The 16,079-nt window shown below is 67.4% G+C and carries 19 protein-coding genes, 1 tRNA gene and 1 CRISPR repeat array (1 of these 21 running past the window's edge); of the genes, 13 read left to right on the top strand and 7 right to left on the bottom strand.

Annotation, left to right across the window (positions count from 1 at the left end; all coding sequences use genetic code 11):
- Window positions 1-196 precede the first annotated feature (196 nt).
- The 12 genes from ABZ297_RS34340 to ABZ297_RS34285 all read left to right on the top strand — a co-directional run bounded on the left by ABZ297_RS34340 (window position 197) and on the right by ABZ297_RS34285 (window position 9,688).
- Window positions 197-421, top strand: a complete 225-nt coding sequence (locus ABZ297_RS34340) for a hypothetical protein (RefSeq protein ID WP_355355208.1) — start codon at window positions 197-199, stop codon at window positions 419-421.
- Window positions 422-1,027: 606 nt separating this feature from the next.
- Window positions 1,028-2,338 carry an IS701 family transposase gene (locus ABZ297_RS34335; protein WP_355355205.1) on the top strand — a complete coding sequence of 437 codons (1,311 nt, stop codon included), beginning with the start codon at window positions 1,028-1,030 and terminating at the stop codon, window positions 2,336-2,338.
- 117 nt (window positions 2,339-2,455) lie between these two features.
- Window positions 2,456-2,740, top strand: coding sequence for a hypothetical protein (locus tag ABZ297_RS34330; RefSeq protein ID WP_355355202.1), 285 nt, complete (start codon window positions 2,456-2,458; stop codon window positions 2,738-2,740).
- A 135-nt stretch (window positions 2,741-2,875) separates the two neighbouring features.
- The gene (locus tag ABZ297_RS34325) at window positions 2,876-3,112 is read left to right on the top strand and encodes a hypothetical protein (RefSeq protein WP_355355199.1); all 237 of its coding nucleotides are present in this window, start codon (window positions 2,876-2,878) and stop codon (window positions 3,110-3,112) included.
- A 43-nt stretch (window positions 3,113-3,155) separates the two neighbouring features.
- Window positions 3,156-3,314, top strand: a complete 159-nt coding sequence (locus ABZ297_RS34320) for a hypothetical protein (protein WP_355355196.1) — start codon at window positions 3,156-3,158, stop codon at window positions 3,312-3,314.
- 598 nt (window positions 3,315-3,912) lie between these two features.
- The gene (locus tag ABZ297_RS34315) at window positions 3,913-4,986 is read left to right on the top strand and encodes a sodium:calcium antiporter (protein WP_355355193.1); all 1,074 of its coding nucleotides are present in this window, start codon (window positions 3,913-3,915) and stop codon (window positions 4,984-4,986) included.
- A 387-nt stretch (window positions 4,987-5,373) separates the two neighbouring features.
- Complete coding sequence (locus ABZ297_RS34310) at window positions 5,374-5,994, top strand: arsenate reductase ArsC (RefSeq protein WP_355355190.1); 621 nt, start codon at window positions 5,374-5,376, stop codon at window positions 5,992-5,994.
- An 86-nt stretch (window positions 5,995-6,080) separates the two neighbouring features.
- The gene (locus ABZ297_RS34305; RefSeq protein WP_355355187.1) at window positions 6,081-6,437 is read left to right on the top strand and encodes a metalloregulator ArsR/SmtB family transcription factor; all 357 of its coding nucleotides are present in this window, start codon (window positions 6,081-6,083) and stop codon (window positions 6,435-6,437) included.
- Window positions 6,437-7,528, top strand: coding sequence for an ACR3 family arsenite efflux transporter (arsB, locus tag ABZ297_RS34300; protein ID WP_355355184.1), 1,092 nt, complete (start codon window positions 6,437-6,439; stop codon window positions 7,526-7,528). Before ABZ297_RS34305 ends, arsB begins: the two co-directional genes overlap by 1 nt.
- 232 nt (window positions 7,529-7,760) lie before the next feature.
- Window positions 7,761-8,165 (top strand): arsenate reductase ArsC, encoded by a 405-nt coding sequence (locus tag ABZ297_RS34295; protein WP_355355181.1) that lies wholly within the window; start codon window positions 7,761-7,763, stop codon window positions 8,163-8,165.
- Between the two features lie 107 nt (window positions 8,166-8,272).
- Complete coding sequence (locus tag ABZ297_RS34290) at window positions 8,273-9,466, top strand: ATP-binding protein (protein WP_355355179.1); 1,194 nt, start codon at window positions 8,273-8,275, stop codon at window positions 9,464-9,466.
- 9 nt (window positions 9,467-9,475) lie between these two features.
- A complete protein-coding gene (locus ABZ297_RS34285) occupies window positions 9,476-9,688 on the top strand; it encodes a hypothetical protein (RefSeq protein WP_355355177.1) in 213 nt (70 codons plus the stop codon).
- A 14-nt stretch (window positions 9,689-9,702) separates the two neighbouring features.
- On the opposite strand, the gene ABZ297_RS34280 is transcribed toward ABZ297_RS34285, so the two are convergent.
- The 6 genes from ABZ297_RS34280 to ABZ297_RS34255 form a co-directional block, all read right to left on the bottom strand.
- Window positions 9,703-10,749 carry an ArsO family NAD(P)H-dependent flavin-containing monooxygenase gene (locus ABZ297_RS34280; protein WP_355355174.1) on the bottom strand — a complete coding sequence of 349 codons (1,047 nt, stop codon included), beginning with the start codon at window positions 10,747-10,749 and terminating at the stop codon, window positions 9,703-9,705.
- On the bottom strand, window positions 10,746-11,123 hold the full coding sequence (locus ABZ297_RS34275; protein WP_355355171.1) for a metalloregulator ArsR/SmtB family transcription factor: 378 nt from the start codon (window positions 11,121-11,123) through the stop codon (window positions 10,746-10,748). The genes ABZ297_RS34280 and ABZ297_RS34275 overlap by 4 nt, the downstream gene beginning before the upstream one ends.
- Before the next feature lie 33 nt (window positions 11,124-11,156).
- Window positions 11,157-12,389, bottom strand: a complete 1,233-nt coding sequence (locus tag ABZ297_RS34270) for an MFS transporter (protein ID WP_355355168.1) — start codon at window positions 12,387-12,389, stop codon at window positions 11,157-11,159.
- Window positions 12,386-12,655 (bottom strand): hypothetical protein, encoded by a 270-nt coding sequence (locus ABZ297_RS34265; RefSeq protein WP_355355165.1) that lies wholly within the window; start codon window positions 12,653-12,655, stop codon window positions 12,386-12,388. The genes ABZ297_RS34270 and ABZ297_RS34265 overlap by 4 nt, the downstream gene beginning before the upstream one ends.
- Before the next feature lie 11 nt (window positions 12,656-12,666).
- Window positions 12,667-14,067, bottom strand: a complete 1,401-nt coding sequence (locus ABZ297_RS34260; RefSeq protein WP_355355162.1) for an FAD-dependent oxidoreductase — start codon at window positions 14,065-14,067, stop codon at window positions 12,667-12,669.
- A gap of 125 nt (window positions 14,068-14,192) precedes the next feature.
- Entirely contained in the window at window positions 14,193-14,528 is a 336-nt protein-coding gene (locus ABZ297_RS34255) for a metalloregulator ArsR/SmtB family transcription factor (protein WP_355355159.1), read from the bottom strand.
- A gap of 57 nt (window positions 14,529-14,585) precedes the next feature.
- Between ABZ297_RS34255 and ABZ297_RS34250 the strand changes: the two genes are divergently transcribed.
- Window positions 14,586-15,653, top strand: coding sequence for an NAD(P)/FAD-dependent oxidoreductase (locus ABZ297_RS34250; RefSeq protein WP_355355156.1), 1,068 nt, complete (start codon window positions 14,586-14,588; stop codon window positions 15,651-15,653).
- 149 nt (window positions 15,654-15,802) lie between these two features.
- On the opposite strand, the gene ABZ297_RS34245 is transcribed toward ABZ297_RS34250, so the two are convergent.
- Window positions 15,803-15,887: transfer RNA gene (locus ABZ297_RS34245), tRNA-Tyr, on the bottom strand.
- 140 nt (window positions 15,888-16,027) lie between these two features.
- Window positions 16,028-16,079: a CRISPR direct-repeat array (repeat unit 29 nt) (it continues 1,380 nt past the right edge of the window).

Below are 16,079 nucleotides of genomic sequence, written 5' to 3'. Positions count from 1 at the left end.
CCACCTCTGGAAGTACTCAACGAGTCCCTTTCAATCCAAACAGCCGCATAGGCTACGCCCATAAGACGGCTGTCCGGAATCACCATGGCCCCTCACCTTCACCGGGACGGGTGACTACGCCGCACTGCGGCTGCTTCCAGGTGGGGGCGAACCCGAAATCTGGTGGGCGGCAGAGCCTCGCTATGGCGCATGGAAGATGGACGTCGACTACCGTGAGTACCTGGACATTCTTCAGCTGACCAAGGGCGCCTTCAACTGGCAGTTCCTGTTCACTCGGGCGCCACTGGGTGATGGGGAGTTCGAGCCCGTGTGCGAACGAATTGCGAACATGCTCGACGCATTGCCGATCATGTTTCCCGAGCACAACTACGAGCCGCTCAGAGAACGCTTCTCCGCGCGTCTTCGAGATGGGCGTAGGTAGCTAAGCTGCCACTAGAACACGGCCTTCACCTGCGCGAACGGCGCCACACTTCCCCTGCTCCCGCTAGCTGCCATCTCCGGGACTGTCAGGTGAGACATCGAAGGCGTCACGCGCGGCTCTCATCAAGGATGTGCTGAAGCGAGGGCGAGTGGTAACGGATACGCAGAACCGAGATGGCATCGTCAAGGAATTTACGTATGAGGAGCCAGTCGGATTTGCTCAAGATCGAAAGAGGACACCGCTCCACACGCTACGCGTCTATTACGACCCCGACCTCAATCGCGTTCGCAACGCCTTCCCGGCCAAGTGAGCCCACATGAAGATCTCTTTCTCGCCGAGCGCTGACTATTCTGATCACGGGCGAGAGCGCGTGCGCGGCGTCAATCTAGCGACCGTTTCCAGGGCCGACCTGAGGTGGTACTACTTCCTAGTACGGCAGTCGCCATTCATGGCGTGACCAGCACGGATGCGTGATAGGTCGATGCGATCTTGTCATCGGATGCGGGCACAACGAGAGCAGCCGCTCGTGATCATGACTGTGTGACGAGTACAAGATCGAGAGCGGCTGCTGCGCTCATCCTAGAAGCCCGGCGCGCGCAACGGAACATGGACGAACTGCTCTGCGGGCTGGCACCGATGTTCAGCCGGATCGAGCCCCGCCTGCAGGCCGCCAAGTACATCCGCGCCGTCATGTCCGACCTGCCCAAACGCAACGGCTGGACGATCGCCGAGCAGGCCGGAGACCGTTCTCCCTGCGCCACTCAGCGGCTGCTGAACCGCGCCCGCTGGGACACCGCGGGTGCCATGACCGTCGTGCGCCGTTTCGCTGTCGCCCACCTGGACGCTGCTGCCGGCCCCGGGAGCCTGACCGTCGGCGCGCTGGATGAGTCCGGGCAGGAGAAGAAGGGCACCGCCACGGCCGGAGTCAAACGGCAGAACATGGGCTGCGCGGGCGGCGTGGACAACGGCGTCAACACCGTCTACCTGGCCTATATCCGGGGCGGGACCGGGCACGCGCTGATCGCCGCCCGGCAGTGGATCCCCGCCGAGCAGATCACCGACCCGGTCACGGCGATCACCACCGGCCTGCCCCTGGACCTGACCTTCGCCACGAAGGGAGAACTGGGCATCGGCCTGCTGTCCGACGCCTGGTCCGACGGTGTCCGCCTGGACTTCCTGACCGGCGACGAGGTGTACGGCGCCTGCACCAAGCTGCGCACCTTCCTGGAACAGCACGAGCAGGCCTACGTGCTGCGCGTGCGCTCCTCCTTCGCCCTGACCTTAGGTGGCGGCACCAGCCTGACCTGCGCTCAGGCCGTGGCCCGGCACTGCAAACCCAAACGCGCCTGGACCATCCGTTCGGCCGGGGACGGCTCCAAAGGCGAGCGCGCCTACGCCTGGGCCTGGATCGCCACCGCCAGCCCCGTCCACTATCTGCTGGTCCGCAAGCACCGCAAGACCGGCGAGTTGACCTTCCACTACTGCTTCGTGCCCGCCGATCAGCCGGCCACCCTGGCCCGCCTGATCGCCGCCGCAGGGCTGAGATGGCCGGTGGAGGAGAGTTTCGAGTTCGGAAAGGACCTGTTCGGCCTGGATGAGTCCCAAGTACGCCTGTACGAGGCGTTTCTGCGGCACCTCGTGCTGGTCATGGCCGCCCTGGCGATCTGCGCGGCCGGTGCCGCAGACGCTCGGCGGCGTACCGACACCCAGGCACCACCAGCCCGCCGGCCCGATCAGCCGTCACCCGCCGACGCGGGCATGATCCCGCTGACCATCGCCGAGGTCAAGCGCCTGTTCAACGCCGCGACACCGACGACTCCCTCACTGCTGCACGCCGCCCATTGGTCACTCTGGCGGCGCCGACACCAGGCCCGAGCCCGCTGGTTCCACAAACGCGCTCGTCTGGCCACCGTATAAACCCAGCTCAGCTAACGAATGGCGACTGCCGTACTAGGGTTCCTTCGGATCTCCGACTCTGGTGTCGAGGTCGGGCCGCCGCGGGGATGGGTTCCGCTGTTCGATGCGATGTACTGCGTGCAGCAAGTGATGATCTTCGCCCAAGGAGGGCAGGCGCTCGGAAAGATCGATTTCACCGAAAATGACGAGTGCATCGATTTTACGTTGAGTCAGGGCACGCTCCGTATGGCTCCAAGCTACATGGAATCCGAGCTGAACTGTACTGTCGATGAATTCGTTGCGGCTGGGACCGAGTTCATTCGCGGAGAGTTGCGGCGGGTGACATCTGAGTACCCATCGCTGGCTCGCAACTCCCATGTGCGGGCGTTGGCAAGAGATGTAGGTCTAGAGATCCCTGAATAGCAGGAGGAAGGTTCTCGGGTCTCCTGGAGACGTAGCCTGCCTACCTGGCCCGACAGACGCTGCACTGGATAGCGGCAGCAAAAAATGAAGCCCCGTCAGTCCTGGCGGGGCTTCTGCATGGGGAGACGGCAGTAGTTGACGGCAACGTCAGCGGACGAGGGCGGCGCAGGGTGGCGGTTCTTCGCCGTCGGTCCTGGCACCCTGAGTGTTCGTCAGGCTTTCGAGGGCGGTGTCGAGGGCGTCGATGGCCTGACGTTGGAGGTGGAGTCGGACATGGGCGTAGACGGTGGTGACGCCGATGTGGGCGTGGCCGAGGACTTCTTTGATGACGACGAATTCGCCTCCCTGCTCCAGGAGCAGGGTGGCGCTTGACCGGCCATGATCATCGGGTTACCCCCGCAGGCGTGGGGAGCACATGTCCATCGACCCAACGCCCCGGGAGACCTTCAGCGAGTTCTGGCTGGGAACGCGCAGGCTCCGCTGGCTCTTCGCGGCCGGAGTGGTGCTCGCGGTCGTGGCGACCCTCTGTGAAATCGCCGCGATCGCCCTGTTTGGGCACATCACCGGCGAGTGAGATGCCCTAGATCTTCCGGACAGCTCCCCAACTACGTACCACTCCGGGATCGGCTACCGCCATCCCATCGACGTGCACTACGGTCGCGCAGCAGCCGTCCGCGAACGGCGCGCGTCGTCCTGGCCGCCGCCCATGCCACTCACCCCGGAACGCTTTGCCAGTGGCGGCACCTCCACCCCTGCCAGGTCTTGCCTGGATCAACAAACCCGAACCCGACCAGCCGAGGGCACCACAGGGAATCCGAAACAGAATTAACCCAGCTCAACTGCCTTGATCAAATTGACAGGTTCCGCCGCCGCCGTCCACGACGTGTGGGGCGAACTGGTCAAGAAAGCGCAAGGAACTGGACGAGCTTTGCGCTGATGGGCTAACGTCGCTCCCGCGAAGGGGAGTAGTCCTGTAAAACCGGCCGTCGACATGCTGGAGCCTCTTGGGGTTCCCGGTGGCCGGGCCCGCTCAGGCGGGTGGGCGAGACCTTCGATCCCTTGTTGATGACGCGTACGCGGCATCGCGGGGGTCGAGGTCGCCCTGGCTCCGAATTTCGCCTTCGTGACTCCTCGCCCCCGGCGATACGCGGGAAGGCTTGAGGACAGCACACATGTGGCACTTCGTCCTGCTGATCGCCTGTGCTGTGGCGATCTATCTGGCGTGTGAGTGGTTCGTCAACGCGGTGGAATGGCTGGGCCGCCGGCTCAACGTGGGCAAGATGGCGGTGGGCACCATCCTGGCGGCTTTCGGCACCGCGTTGCCCGAATCGGTGGTGACCCTGGTCGCGGTCACCACTGGCGCAACGCCGGAGGCCAAGGACATCGGGGTAGGCGCGGCGATGGGGGGCCCGCTGGCGCTGGCCACCGTCGCCTACGCCGCGACCGGCGCGGCGCTGCTGTTCAAGCGTCGCCGCGACCGCAAGCGGGTGCTCGCACACGCCGCTGTCGGCTCGAATGAGGGCGGAGCCGTGGCCGCAGGAGAGCGGGGGGAGGTCATCACTGATCCGGCCGAGGCCACACGGCTGGCCAAGGACCAGCGCTGGTTCTTGTACGTGTTCGTGTTCAAGGTCGGGCTCGGGCTGGTGGCGTTCGCGTTCAAGCCGTGGCTGGGTCTGGTGTTCTTCGCCGCCTACGCTGTCTACTTCTGGCGCGAGATGCGCGGCGACAACGGGCCGGCCGACGGCGGTGACGACGAGGACGAGCTGGAGCCGCTGAAGCTGCAGCCGAAGGCCTCCTCTCCAGCCACCTGGGCGGTCGTGGCCCAGACGCTGACGACCCTGGTAGTGATCTTCTTCGCCTCTCAGCTGTTCGTCCACCGGTTGGACGCGATCGGCCCGATGATCGGCCTGCCCGCCGCAGTGACCGCGCTCCTGCTGTCTCCGGTCGCCACCGAACTGCCCGAGATCATGAACGCGATCATCTGGGTGCGGCAGGGCAAGACCAAGCTGGCCTTGGCCAACATCTCCGGCGCCATGATGATCCAGGCCACCGTACCCAGCGGGCTGGGCCTGCTGTTCACCTCGTGGTCGTTCAGTCCGGCGCTGATCTGGGCCGGTGTCATGACCATGGCGGCCATTGTCTACCTGCTGGTGATGATGCACTTCCACAAGCTCACCGCCGGACGACTACTCCTCGCCGGCGTGTTCTATGTGATCTTCGCCGCCGGGCTCCCGATCTTGACCTGAACGCCCCGAGGACGACACCCGCATTCCTCACCTGGTAGGCCGCGCCTGGCAGACAGTCCCAGATCATCGTTGCGTTTCGGCAGCGTCCGGAAGAAGGCAGCATGACCGGCTCGTTCGAGATAGATCATCCACAGCGCCGCAACAGTCATGGGCGCACCGCGTCGGCGGCACAGCGGGCGGCTGAGCCTGCCTCGCCGCGCGGGGCTCAGCAGCGCAGATCCCGCACGGGTCCCGTCCCGGGCGCCGAGTTGCGAGCCATCACCGTCTCCGGTCTCAACGTCGTGACCGGCCATGACTATGCCTAACGAGCCACTCGGCCAGTGGGCGAGCCCACTGCTCTGCCATCCCGCATCACCAACCAGGCACGATCAGCCGCCGACAACCTCCGTGCCAACCTCACCTTCGGATGAACGGCCGTCGACCTCTGCCCGCCCTGCCAACACCGGCACGTTCGGCGCCGAGACCATCGAGCGGTTCCTGCACACCAGCTACGACCAGTTCGCCGGCCGTGCCGTCATCGCCAACTACCTGCCGCTGCTGGCCGAGCGGTTCGCCCGCCAGCGGCTGCGCGCGCTGGCCCGCATCGAGGGCAAGGACGGCACCGGCGTGCCGATCGTGCTGTTCTTGTGCGTGCACAACGCCGGTCGCTCGCAGATGGCGCTCGGCTTCTTCACCCGGCTGGCCGGCGAGCGCGCCCTCGGCTGGTCCGGCGGCACCGAGCCAGGCGAGCTGATCAATCCGGCCGTCGTCGAGGTGATGCACGAACGCGGCATCGACATCACCGGCGAGTTCCCCAAACCGTGGACAAGCGAAATCGTTCAAGCCGCCGACGTGGCGGTCACCATGGGCTGCGGCGACGCCTGCCCGGTCTATCCGGGCAAGCGCTACCTGGATTGGGATCTGGACGACCCGGAAGGCAAGACGCTGGAGCAGATCCGGCCGATCCGCGACGACATCGAGCGCCGGGTACGCGCCCTGCTGGCCGACATCGGGGTCCCGGCCGGCTGAGGGCAAGCTCACGTACCAAGCTGGCAGAGACGCATGTCAATATAGACATGAACCTATTTCGATGAACATCTATACGGAGGGCGTGGATGGAACTGCTGGAGATCCTGGAGTGCAGCCCGCCGCTGACCCGCGAGCCACTGGACGCCGAGCAGGCGGCCGGGGTGGCGCGCGTGTTCAAGGCGCTGGGCGACCCGGTACGGCTGCGCATCCTGTCGATCGTGGCCAGCCGCGCGGGCGGCGAGGTATGCGTCTGCGACATCACCGACGCGTTCGAGCTGTCCCAGCCGACCATCAGCCATCACCTGAAGGTGCTCAAAGAGGTCGGGCTACTGACCTCGGAACGGCGCGCCTCCTGGGTCTACTACCGCCTGGTGCCCGAAACGCTGGGCGAGCTGTCGGCGCTGCTGACCCTGCCGGCCACCCCGCCGGCGGTTTCGCTGTGATGGCCGCCCAACCCGCACAGGACACCGCGCCGCCCGCCAATGTGATCGGCGCCCTGTCGATGCTGGACCGGTTCCTGCCGGTGTGGATTATCGCGGCCATGGCCGTCGGGTTGCTGCTCGGACGGCTGGTACCCGGCCTGGACACCGCGCTGGACGCCGTCAAGATCGGCGAGATCTCGCTGCCGATCGCGCTCGGCCTGCTGCTGATGATGTACCCGGTGCTGGCCAAGGTCCGCTACGACCGCCTCGGCACCGTCACCGGTGACCGCCGCCTGCTGGTCTCCTCACTGGTGCTGAACTGGGTACTCGGCCCGGCGCTGATGTTCGCCCTGGCCTGGATCTTCCTGCCCGACCTGCCGGAATACCGCACCGGCCTGATCATCGTCGGGCTGGCCCGGTGCATCGCCATGGTGCTCATCTGGAACGACCTGGCCTGCGGCAACCGCGAGGCCGCCGCCGTGCTGGTCGCGCTCAACTCCATCTTCCAGGTCATCGCCTTCGGCGCGCTGGGCTGGTTCTACCTGCAGGTCCTGCCCGGCTGGCTCGGCCTGACGCAATCCGCGCTCGATGTCTCGGCCTGGGACATCGCCTTCTACGTACTCGTCTTCCTCGGCATCCCGCTCGCCGTCGGCTACGCCTCGCGCAAGCTCGGCGAGCGCGCCCGCGGCCGCACCTGGTACGAGCAGCACTTCCTGCCGCGCGTCGGCCCGATCGCCCTGTACGGCCTGCTGTTCACCATCGTCATCCTGTTCGCCCTACAAGGCCACACGATCACCTCCCAGCCCGTAGACGTGGCCCGCATCGCCCTGCCGCTCCTGGCCTACTTCGCGCTCATGTGGGGCGGCGGCTTCCTGGCCGGGAAGGCGATCGGCCTGCCGTACGACAAGACGACGACGCTGGCCTTCACCGCCGCCGGAAACAACTTCGAGCTGGCCATCGCGGTCGCGGTCGGCGTCTTCGGCGTCACCTCCGGCCAAGCACTGGCGGGCGTCGTTGGACCCCTCATCGAGGTGCCCGTACTGGTCGCCTTGGTCTACGTGTCCCTGTGGGCACGGCGCCGCTTCTTCACCCCAGCCGAGGCGCTCCGATGAACTGCCTTGATTGCCTCACCGGTCGGCACCTGGCTGTTCCGGCTGTGGGCGTCTGCGTCGACTGCGGCGCCGCGCTGTCTGGAGCATGTGCACATCGAGGTCGTGCATCGCACGAGGCTCGTACCGCTCAACCGGAGTGTGGAGCCACCGGCACGGCTGCTTACCTGCCCGACCTGCGCCGCCGCCCGTCGGGCCGCAGGAGTGACTTCTACACATCAAGGGAGACTTTCTCATGACCGATAAGCCAAGCGTGTTGTTCGTCTGCGTCCACAATGCTGGACGGTCCCAGATGGCGACAGGGTGGCTCACCCATCTGGCCGGCGACCGCATCGAGGTCCGCTCCGCGGGATCCGAACCCGCCGACCAGATCAACCCCGTCGCCGTCGAGGCCATGCGCGAGGTCGGCATCGACATCACCGCCGAGCAGCCCAAGCTCCTCACCCCGGAGGCGGTCCAGGCGTCCGACGTGGTCATCACCATGGGCTGCGGCGACGCCTGCCCGATCTTCCCCGGCAAGCGGTACGAGGACTGGAAACTCGAAGACCCCGCAGGCCAGGGCATCGAAGCTGTCCGTCCCATCCGCGACGACATCCGGACCAGGGTGGAGAAGCTAATCAGCGAGCTTCTGCCAAATTGAGCCGACCTTTATTGGAAGCATCAAGTTTCTAATATTTTGTCGCGGAACTCTCCTACCGTAGATCACGGGAGCCCCAAGCCCCGTGATCTAAGGAGATCAATAATTCGATGCTGTACAGCCCCCGCCGCCTGGAAGCCCTACTGGGCACGTCCCTTCATCTGGTGACCTACCAGCAGATCAAGGCGCTCGTCGGCAATACGGACGCGCGCGAAGCAGAGGATCTGGACTACAAGCGCGCATACTCCTCTGGCGACAAAGAGAGGTCGGAGAAAGGCAACGACGACATCGCGATCGACATCGCCACCTTCGCCAACCATCGCGGCGGCCTCATCATCGTGGGAATGGCCGAAGTGCAGGAGATTCCCTCAGCGGTGCTGGACATCGAGTTCGGGACGCTGGAGAGCCGGATCCGCCAAGCCGCTGCCTCTCGGATCCACCCCATGCCCAGGTTCGAGACTCGCCCGGTACGCAATCCCGACGACCCCACCAAGGGCGTGCTGCTGATCTCCATCGCGCCCAGTTCCTACGCGCCGCATGCGGTCTCTACCCCGGCGAAGAAGGAGACCGGTCTGCGATGGCCGCGACGGCATGGCGCGGACAAGGTGTGGCTGTCGGAGTCGGAGATCGCCGCGGCTTACCGGCGGAGGGTCATGGCGGCCACCGACCAGGCACAGCGCATCTTGGACCTGGAGAATCGCATCGTCACCACGACAGCACTAACTAGCGGTCAGTACCCCCTGCCGCTGCTGGTGGTGACACTCGTCCCCGATCTGCCTGGCGAGCTGATCCTGGATGGCAACAGCGTCGAGAGGATCCGAGCGGCCACACGAGAAGAGATCGTCATGTTGGGGGCCTTCACCCCGACCTTCGAGGACATAGGCGTCGCGCACCGACGGCTCATAGCCGAGGCCGGGGCAGGCACTCCTTACGCGATCCGTGCCGAACTACATATTGATGGAGCCGGAACCTTCGCAGTGCATCCCATCGGCATGTCGCCTGCGGCTGGTGACAACTTCAAGGTGGGCGTCCTGGACGCCGAGATCGTCATCCGGACCGCGAGCGCGCTTCGTTATCTGGCACGCCATGCAAGAGATCGCGCGGGCGCAAATGGATCAGCGCTGGTGCGCGTGACGCTGGTCGCGGACACGTACCTGCACCCGGCAGTCCTGCCTGCCGAGTCAACAGGCGCCTGGCCCTACGACAACCCCAATTTCGTCCGCTACCGCGTCCACCTGCACACCTCCACCAAGATCGTCGGAGCGGACCGCCCGGTGGGCATTCGAGCCGCCCGATTGGCCTAAGGGGAGTCGGTGGCCTGGCTGGACGACCTGGCCGACGACGGGCAGCCCCTGGCGCGCGCCACCGCGCAACTAACGGGCGATCTCTTCCAGACGTACGGCATCGCCGAGAACGCTCAGATTCGGCGCGATGGCAGTGTCAACGCCTACGCCTGGGGAGCGCACTGGGAAGCGATCAAGACGTGGGTAGAAGCTGCGGGGATTCCCCTGGCAAGTGACGACTAACGCTCAGCCCTGGCTCACAGCTGCTTGACGATCTCGGCAACTGTCTCTCGGGCGGTACGGCTCGCCCCGATCAGGGTGGCCGATGCCGGCCCCGTCCAGTCGCCGTAGCCGAGCAGGTGGAGTCGGGGTTCGCCGACAGCCCTGGTGCCTTGCGTGGGGATGATGCCGGTGCGGTTGCGCAGGCGTAGCGGGGTCAGGTGTCCGAGGGCGGGGCGGAAGCCGGTGCACCAGATGATGGCGTCGCAGGTCAGGCTGGTGCCGTCGGGCCAGGCGACGCCTTCGGGGGTGATCCGGGTGAACATGGGCTCGGCCTTCAGCACGCCTCGGTCGCGGGCTTCGCGCACCGGCGGGACGGCGACGATGTCGCCCAGGTCGCCGATACTCTCCGCGTCGGCGGCGCGGGCCTTACGGGTGGCCAGCTCGAACAGGGCGCGGCCGTCCACCTCGTCCGGCAGGAGCCGGGGCGGGCGCAGTGTGGTCCAGGTGGTGTCGGCGACGATGGAGAGCTCGGCCAGGATCTGGGCGGCGGAGTTGGCGCCGCCGACGACCACCACACGTCGGCCCTGGAAAGGCTCGGCGCCTCGGTAGTCGGCGGTGTGGAGTTGTTGGCCCTGGAAGTCGCGGATGCCGGGGTAGTACGGGATGTACGGCCGCCACCAGGTGCCCGTCGCGCTGATCACGATGCGGGCCTGCCAGGCGCCGGCGTCCGTCTCGACCACCAGATGCTCGCCGTCGCGGCGTACCGCGCGGACCCGGGTCGGCCTGATGACTGGCAGGTCGTAGCGCTGTTCGTAGTCGGCGAGGTAGGCGACGGTGTCGGACGCGCTGGGGTAACCGCCGCTGGGCGGGATGGGCATCATCCGTCCGGGCAGGGAGCTGAACTGGGCGGGCGAGAACAAGCGCAAGGACGGCCAGGCGTGCTGCCAGGCGCCGCCCGGCCGTTCCTGGGCGTCGAGGATCACGAAGTCGGCCTTGGCGCGACGCAGGTAATACCCCGCGGCCAAACCAGCCTGGCCGCCGCCGATTACCAAGACGTCGACCGGGCGACGGCTTGCCGTCATGCGTTGACGAGATCCACGTCAACGGATCCGGGGGGCGCGGGCTTCGTCAGCGGGGCGAAGAGCTCGCCCAGCTTGTTCACAGCTGCGGGGATGATCCAGTAGTAGACCCAGGTGCCGCGCCGCTCGCTGCCGATCAGTCCTGCCGTGCGCAGCACCTTCAGGTGGTGGGAGATCGTGGGTGCGGTGAGGTCGAAGGAGGCGGTCAGATCGCACACGCAGACCTCGCCACCGGCGTGGGAGCCGATCATGGACAGCAGGCGCAGCCGTACCGGGTCGGCGACCGCCTTGAGCATGGCCGCGAGCTCGGCCGCGTCGCTCTCCGACAGCGGCTCACGCGCGATCGGCGCGCAGCACTGGATCGTGACGGCGGTCATGACGGCAACCCCTTACTTTGAAATCTATCTAAATCATAGGCGATGGTAGGACAGCAACGCGAACGCGGCGCTCGTGCAGGCGACCGCTACCGCCCCCATGACCCAGCCGTAGCCGACCGCCTGCGCGAGCGCCACCGCACCCAGCGGAGCCAGCGCCTTGTCAGCGACGGAGAAGGCGGCGATGCGGCCGGACAACGAGGCGTAGGCGGCGGTGCCGTACCGTCCGACCAGCAGGTGCGGCAAGGTGATGGAGGCGATGCCGAAGCCAAGCCCGAAGCCCAGCACGCAACCGATGGCGCCCGGCACCGTCCGCCCGACCAAAGGCAGGAGCAGGACGGCGCCCCCTTGCACGGCGAAGATCGCCGCCGCGATGAGCGCGGCTGGCAGGCGGGCTTGCAGACCGGTGGTGACCAGGCGTCCGGTCACCGACAGCACCCCCAGCAGCCCGGCCAGCGTGGCAGCCAGGACCGGCGAGTGGCCGAGGTGGATGAGGTAGGTGATGAGCAGGACCGCCATCACGGACACCGCGCCACCGTTGGCGGTGAAAGCGATCACCAGCAGCCAGAACGGCCGCCGGCGGGTGGCGGCCTTGACGATCTGAGCTCGCGCCTCGGCCGTGACCGGCTCGCGCTCTGCGTGGATACGGCGACGCAGCACGAACGCGTGCAGGGGGATCGCGGCCACGCCGTAGATCAGCGCCAGGATCACCAGAGCCTGACGCCAGCCGTACCGGTCCACCAGCAGCCCGGTCAGCGGCAGGAAGATCGAGGAGGCGAACCCGGCGACGACGGTGAGCGCGAGCAGGGCGTTGGCCCGGCCCCGCGCGTTGCCGTCGAACCAGCTGACGATGACGGCGAAGGCGCTCTCGTACAACACCATCGCGCACGCGATGCCGATGACGGCGAACACCGCGTACAGCTGGAGCAGGCTGTCGACGCGCGACCAGGCCAGCACGGCAACCGTGCCGAGGATCGACCCGGCGCTCATCAAGCCTCGGCCGCCATGGGCATCCAGCCAGCGGCCGGCCAGCGGCGCGCACAGTGCGGCGATCAGAATCGACAGGGTGAGGGCGGCGGCGATCTGGGTGGTGCTGGCGTGCAGGTCGGCCGCCATGGGGGTGAGGAAGACGGAGAAGGCGTAGTAGAGCACGCCGTAGCCGATGGTCTGGGTGACGGCTAGCGCGGCGACGATCCGCCAACCGTGTCGAGAACGGGGCTGACCGCCGCCCCCGGAGTTGGGGGCGGCGGTCTCGGCGGTGGAGCTCACTCGTGCTCGCTGGAGCAGGAGATCAGGCCGCGGCCGGCGGTCGTGGTTCTCCAAACGCCCTCGGTGTCGGTGATGAAGCCTTGGGCGTGCAGTCGCCAGGTCAGGGTGCCGGCCATGCGGGCGATCGCCGAAGCGAACCCGGGGTTGGTGCTCGATCGGCGGGCGCGGACCAGGTGACCGGCCAGTTGCCGGGTATCCAGGTGGCCGTGTTCGCAGATGAGGCGCAGGGCCTCCTTCTGGGGGGCGGTCGGGTATCCGTCGGACATGTTCCCTGCTTTCAGCCGCAGCAACTGCCGCCGCCGTCAGCGGCGACGGTGACCAGAGGCAGCGGGGTGGCGAGCAGACCGCCGCTGATGCCGGTGGCCAGGCCGACCCGCTGCTCCTGGGCTTCGGCGAGGTTGGAGGAGCACACACCAGTCTCGGGCAGGTCGAGCTGGACGTCGCGAGCGGCCGCCCAGTCCCCCGCCAGCGCGGCGACGACGGAGCGGGCCTGCTCGTACCCGGTGGCCATGAGGAAGGTGGGGGCGCGGCCGTAGCTCTTGACACCGACCGCGTAGTAGCCGGGCTCAGGGTGGGCCAACTCGTCCACGCCGTGCGCGGGGACGGTGCCGCAGGAGTGGGCGTTCGGGTCGATCAGCGGTGCCAGCGCGCGGGTGGAGCCGAGGATCGGGTCCAGGTCCAGGCGCAGTTCGCCGGCGATGGAGTGGTCGGGGCGGTAGCCGGTGGCCGAGATGATCCGGTCCACCGTGATCGACTGCTCGCCGCCGGACGGGTCTCGGCTGACCACCGTCGCCTTGTCCCCGTCCGTGGCGATCGAGTGGGTGTAGAAGCCGGTCACCAACGTGATCCGGCCGGAGGTGACCAGCGCGTGCAGGCGGGTACCGAGAGCGCCGCGGGCGGGCAGGGCGTCGGCCTCGCCACCGCCGTAGGTGCGCGACGCGTTTCCGGCCCGGATGGCCCAGGTGATCTGCGCGTCCTCCAGCTGAGCCAGGGCGAGCAAGGTGGTGGCCGCGGAGTGCCCCGCGCCCACGACCAGGGTGTGCTTGCCGGCGTAGGTGTCGCGGTCGGCTCCCAGGACGTCGGGAAGTGCGTGGTCGACGAAGGCCGCCGCCTGCGCCTCGCCGTGGGCGGGCAGGCCGCTGGCGCCCAGGACGCCGGGGGTGGTGTAGGTGCCGGAGGCGTCGATGACGGCTCGGGCCTGGAGCTCTTCGCCGTCCTGCAGGCGGATCAGGAAGGGGACGTCGTCGCGGCCGGCGGTGCGCACCCGGTCATACCCCAGGCGGCTGATCGCGGTGACCTGCGCGCCCAGCCGCAGGCGGTCGCCGAACAGCTTGGCCAGCGGAGCGAGGTAGTCGGAGACGAGTTCGGCGCCGGTAGGCAGCCAGTCCTCATCAGGGGCGTTCCAGCCGTCGGCCTCCAGCAGCCGGCGGGCGGCGGTGTCGATGTTGTAGCGCCACGGGCTGAACACCCGCACATGTCCCCACCGGGCGATGGAGGCGCCCGCCTGCCGACCGGCTTCCAGGACGAGGAAGACCAGGCCGCGCTCGGCCAGGTGGGCGGCGGCGGCCAGGCCGACCGGCCCCGCGCCGATGACCACCACGGGCAGACTTTCGGCGCGCGCCTGCGGCACGAACGCCTCCAGCTCTACGGTCGTCGGACCGCAGCATCCACTACTCATGATCGCTCCTGGGTGTTGAGGGGGCATCCGACTGGCTGCTTAGATATTTGTCTAATCAGTGTGCAGAGTGCATCACTGATTAGAGGATTGTCAAATCAGCGAAGCGACCGGCAGTTCGAGGGCGATCAGCCGCACCCGGCGCCCGGCGAGCTGTCCGGCGGACAGCACGCCTGCAGCGCGACCTGCAGATCGGTCAGGGCCCGCGCGACTCCCGTGGAGTTGACCCGGTAGTAGACGGTCTTCCACTCCCGCCGCGCGATCAGCACGCCGCTGTCGCGCAACGTGGCCAGCTGAGTGGAGGCGGCGGACTGGGCCAGCGACAGCCGCTCAGCCACCTCGTTGACCGTCAACTCCACCCCGCCCTCGAACAGCAGCATGATCTGCTGGCGGGTGTCGCTGGCCAGCGCCTTGAGGAAGCCGCGTGCGGCGTCGGTCAGCTCGATGCCGTTCGTCATGGTCATAGCATCACCCCACCCCATCATATTGTCATTTAGAGATTTGACGATACGATGCGGCGCATGAACACCATCGTCATCGGCGCGGGCCAGTCCGGCCTGGCCGCCGCCCGATCCCTGCGCGACGCCGGCATCACGCCCGCCATCCTGGAAGCAGGCCAGCAGCCCACCGGCTCCTGGGCGAACTACTACGACAGCCTCGCCCTGTTCTCCCCCGCCCTCTACAGCGCCATGCCCGGCCAGGATTTCCCCGGCGATCCCGACCACTACCCCAGCCGGGACGAGGTCGTCGCCTACCTGCAGCGCTACGCCGACACCGCCGACGTCGAGATCCGCACTGGCACCCGGGTCACCTCAGTGGAGGCCGACGGCGCCGGCGGCTTCCTGGTGCACACCGCAGGCGGCGAGACTCTGCACACGATGGGGGTGGTGGCCGCCAGCGGCGCCTTCGGCAACCCGCACCTGCCCACCATCCCCGGCCAGGACGACTTCACTGGCCAGCTCCTGCACGTCGCCGACTACCGCAACCCCAAGCACTACGCCGGGCAGCGGGTCATCGTCGTCGGAGGTGGCAACTCCGCCATCCAGGTCGGCTACGAACTCGCCGAGGCCGACACCGTCACCCTGGCCACCCGCCAGCCCATCCAATTCATGCCGCAGCTCATCGGCGGCAAGGACGTCCACTACTGGCACACCACCACCGGCTTCGACGACCTGCCGCCGCACTGGCTGGCCCGCATCGCCACCGGCACCATCGTCATGGACGCCGGCGACTACGCCGCCGCGCTGGAGTCCGGCCGGATGGACCGCCGCCCGATGTTCACCGCCTTCGACGGCGACCACATCGTCTGGGCCGACGGCGCCCGCGAAAGGGCCGACACGGTCATCTTCGCCACCGGCTACCGCCCCCACCTGGACTACCTGAACCCGCTCGGCGCCCTCGACAACGACGGGCTGCCCCTGCACTCCGGCGGCATCTCCACCACCCACCTCGGACTCGGCTACGTCGGCCTGGAATTCCAGCGCTCGTTCGCCTCCAACACCCTGCGCGGCGTGTACCGCGACGCCGAGCACATCACCGCTCCGATCGCCGCCTACGCCAGCGGAGCCCTGGCTTCCTACGGCCTATGACGGGAGCCGTGCACCGGCGATGAGGCCATGATCGCGTGGGAACGCATTGGGAACGATCAGCCGTAGTCGACCGGTGATCGCCGTAACCAGCCGGACGCAACGAGAGAGGCCCCTCACCGCGTTTCCGCTGGTGAAGGGCCTCTTTCTGCTGGTGTGGCAGGTGCAAGGTTCGAACTTGCGTAGGCTGAGCCGACGGTTTTACAGACCCGTCGCAATCACGCTCTGACCTGGCACAACTCCAATCTCAACGCGGAATTGGCCGCGTATTGGCCGCGGCCACCTCCGAGCACCCTTCAGAAGACGCGCACAAGCCTCTGTCTTGGCCGGCCTCGTGGGGAGCGCTCCCCATCTCGATCGCCGGGAAGGTGTTGCCCGGGACCATCCCCCCGTGCGCGAAGAGCACTGCTCTTCCAGCAGCTTCTTGCG

The sequence above is a fragment of the Nonomuraea sp. NPDC005983 genome, from assembly GCF_040614375.1.
Taxonomy (GTDB): Bacteria; Actinomycetota; Actinomycetes; order Streptosporangiales; family Streptosporangiaceae; genus Nonomuraea.
This window is presented reverse-complemented; position numbering and strand designations above follow the sequence as displayed.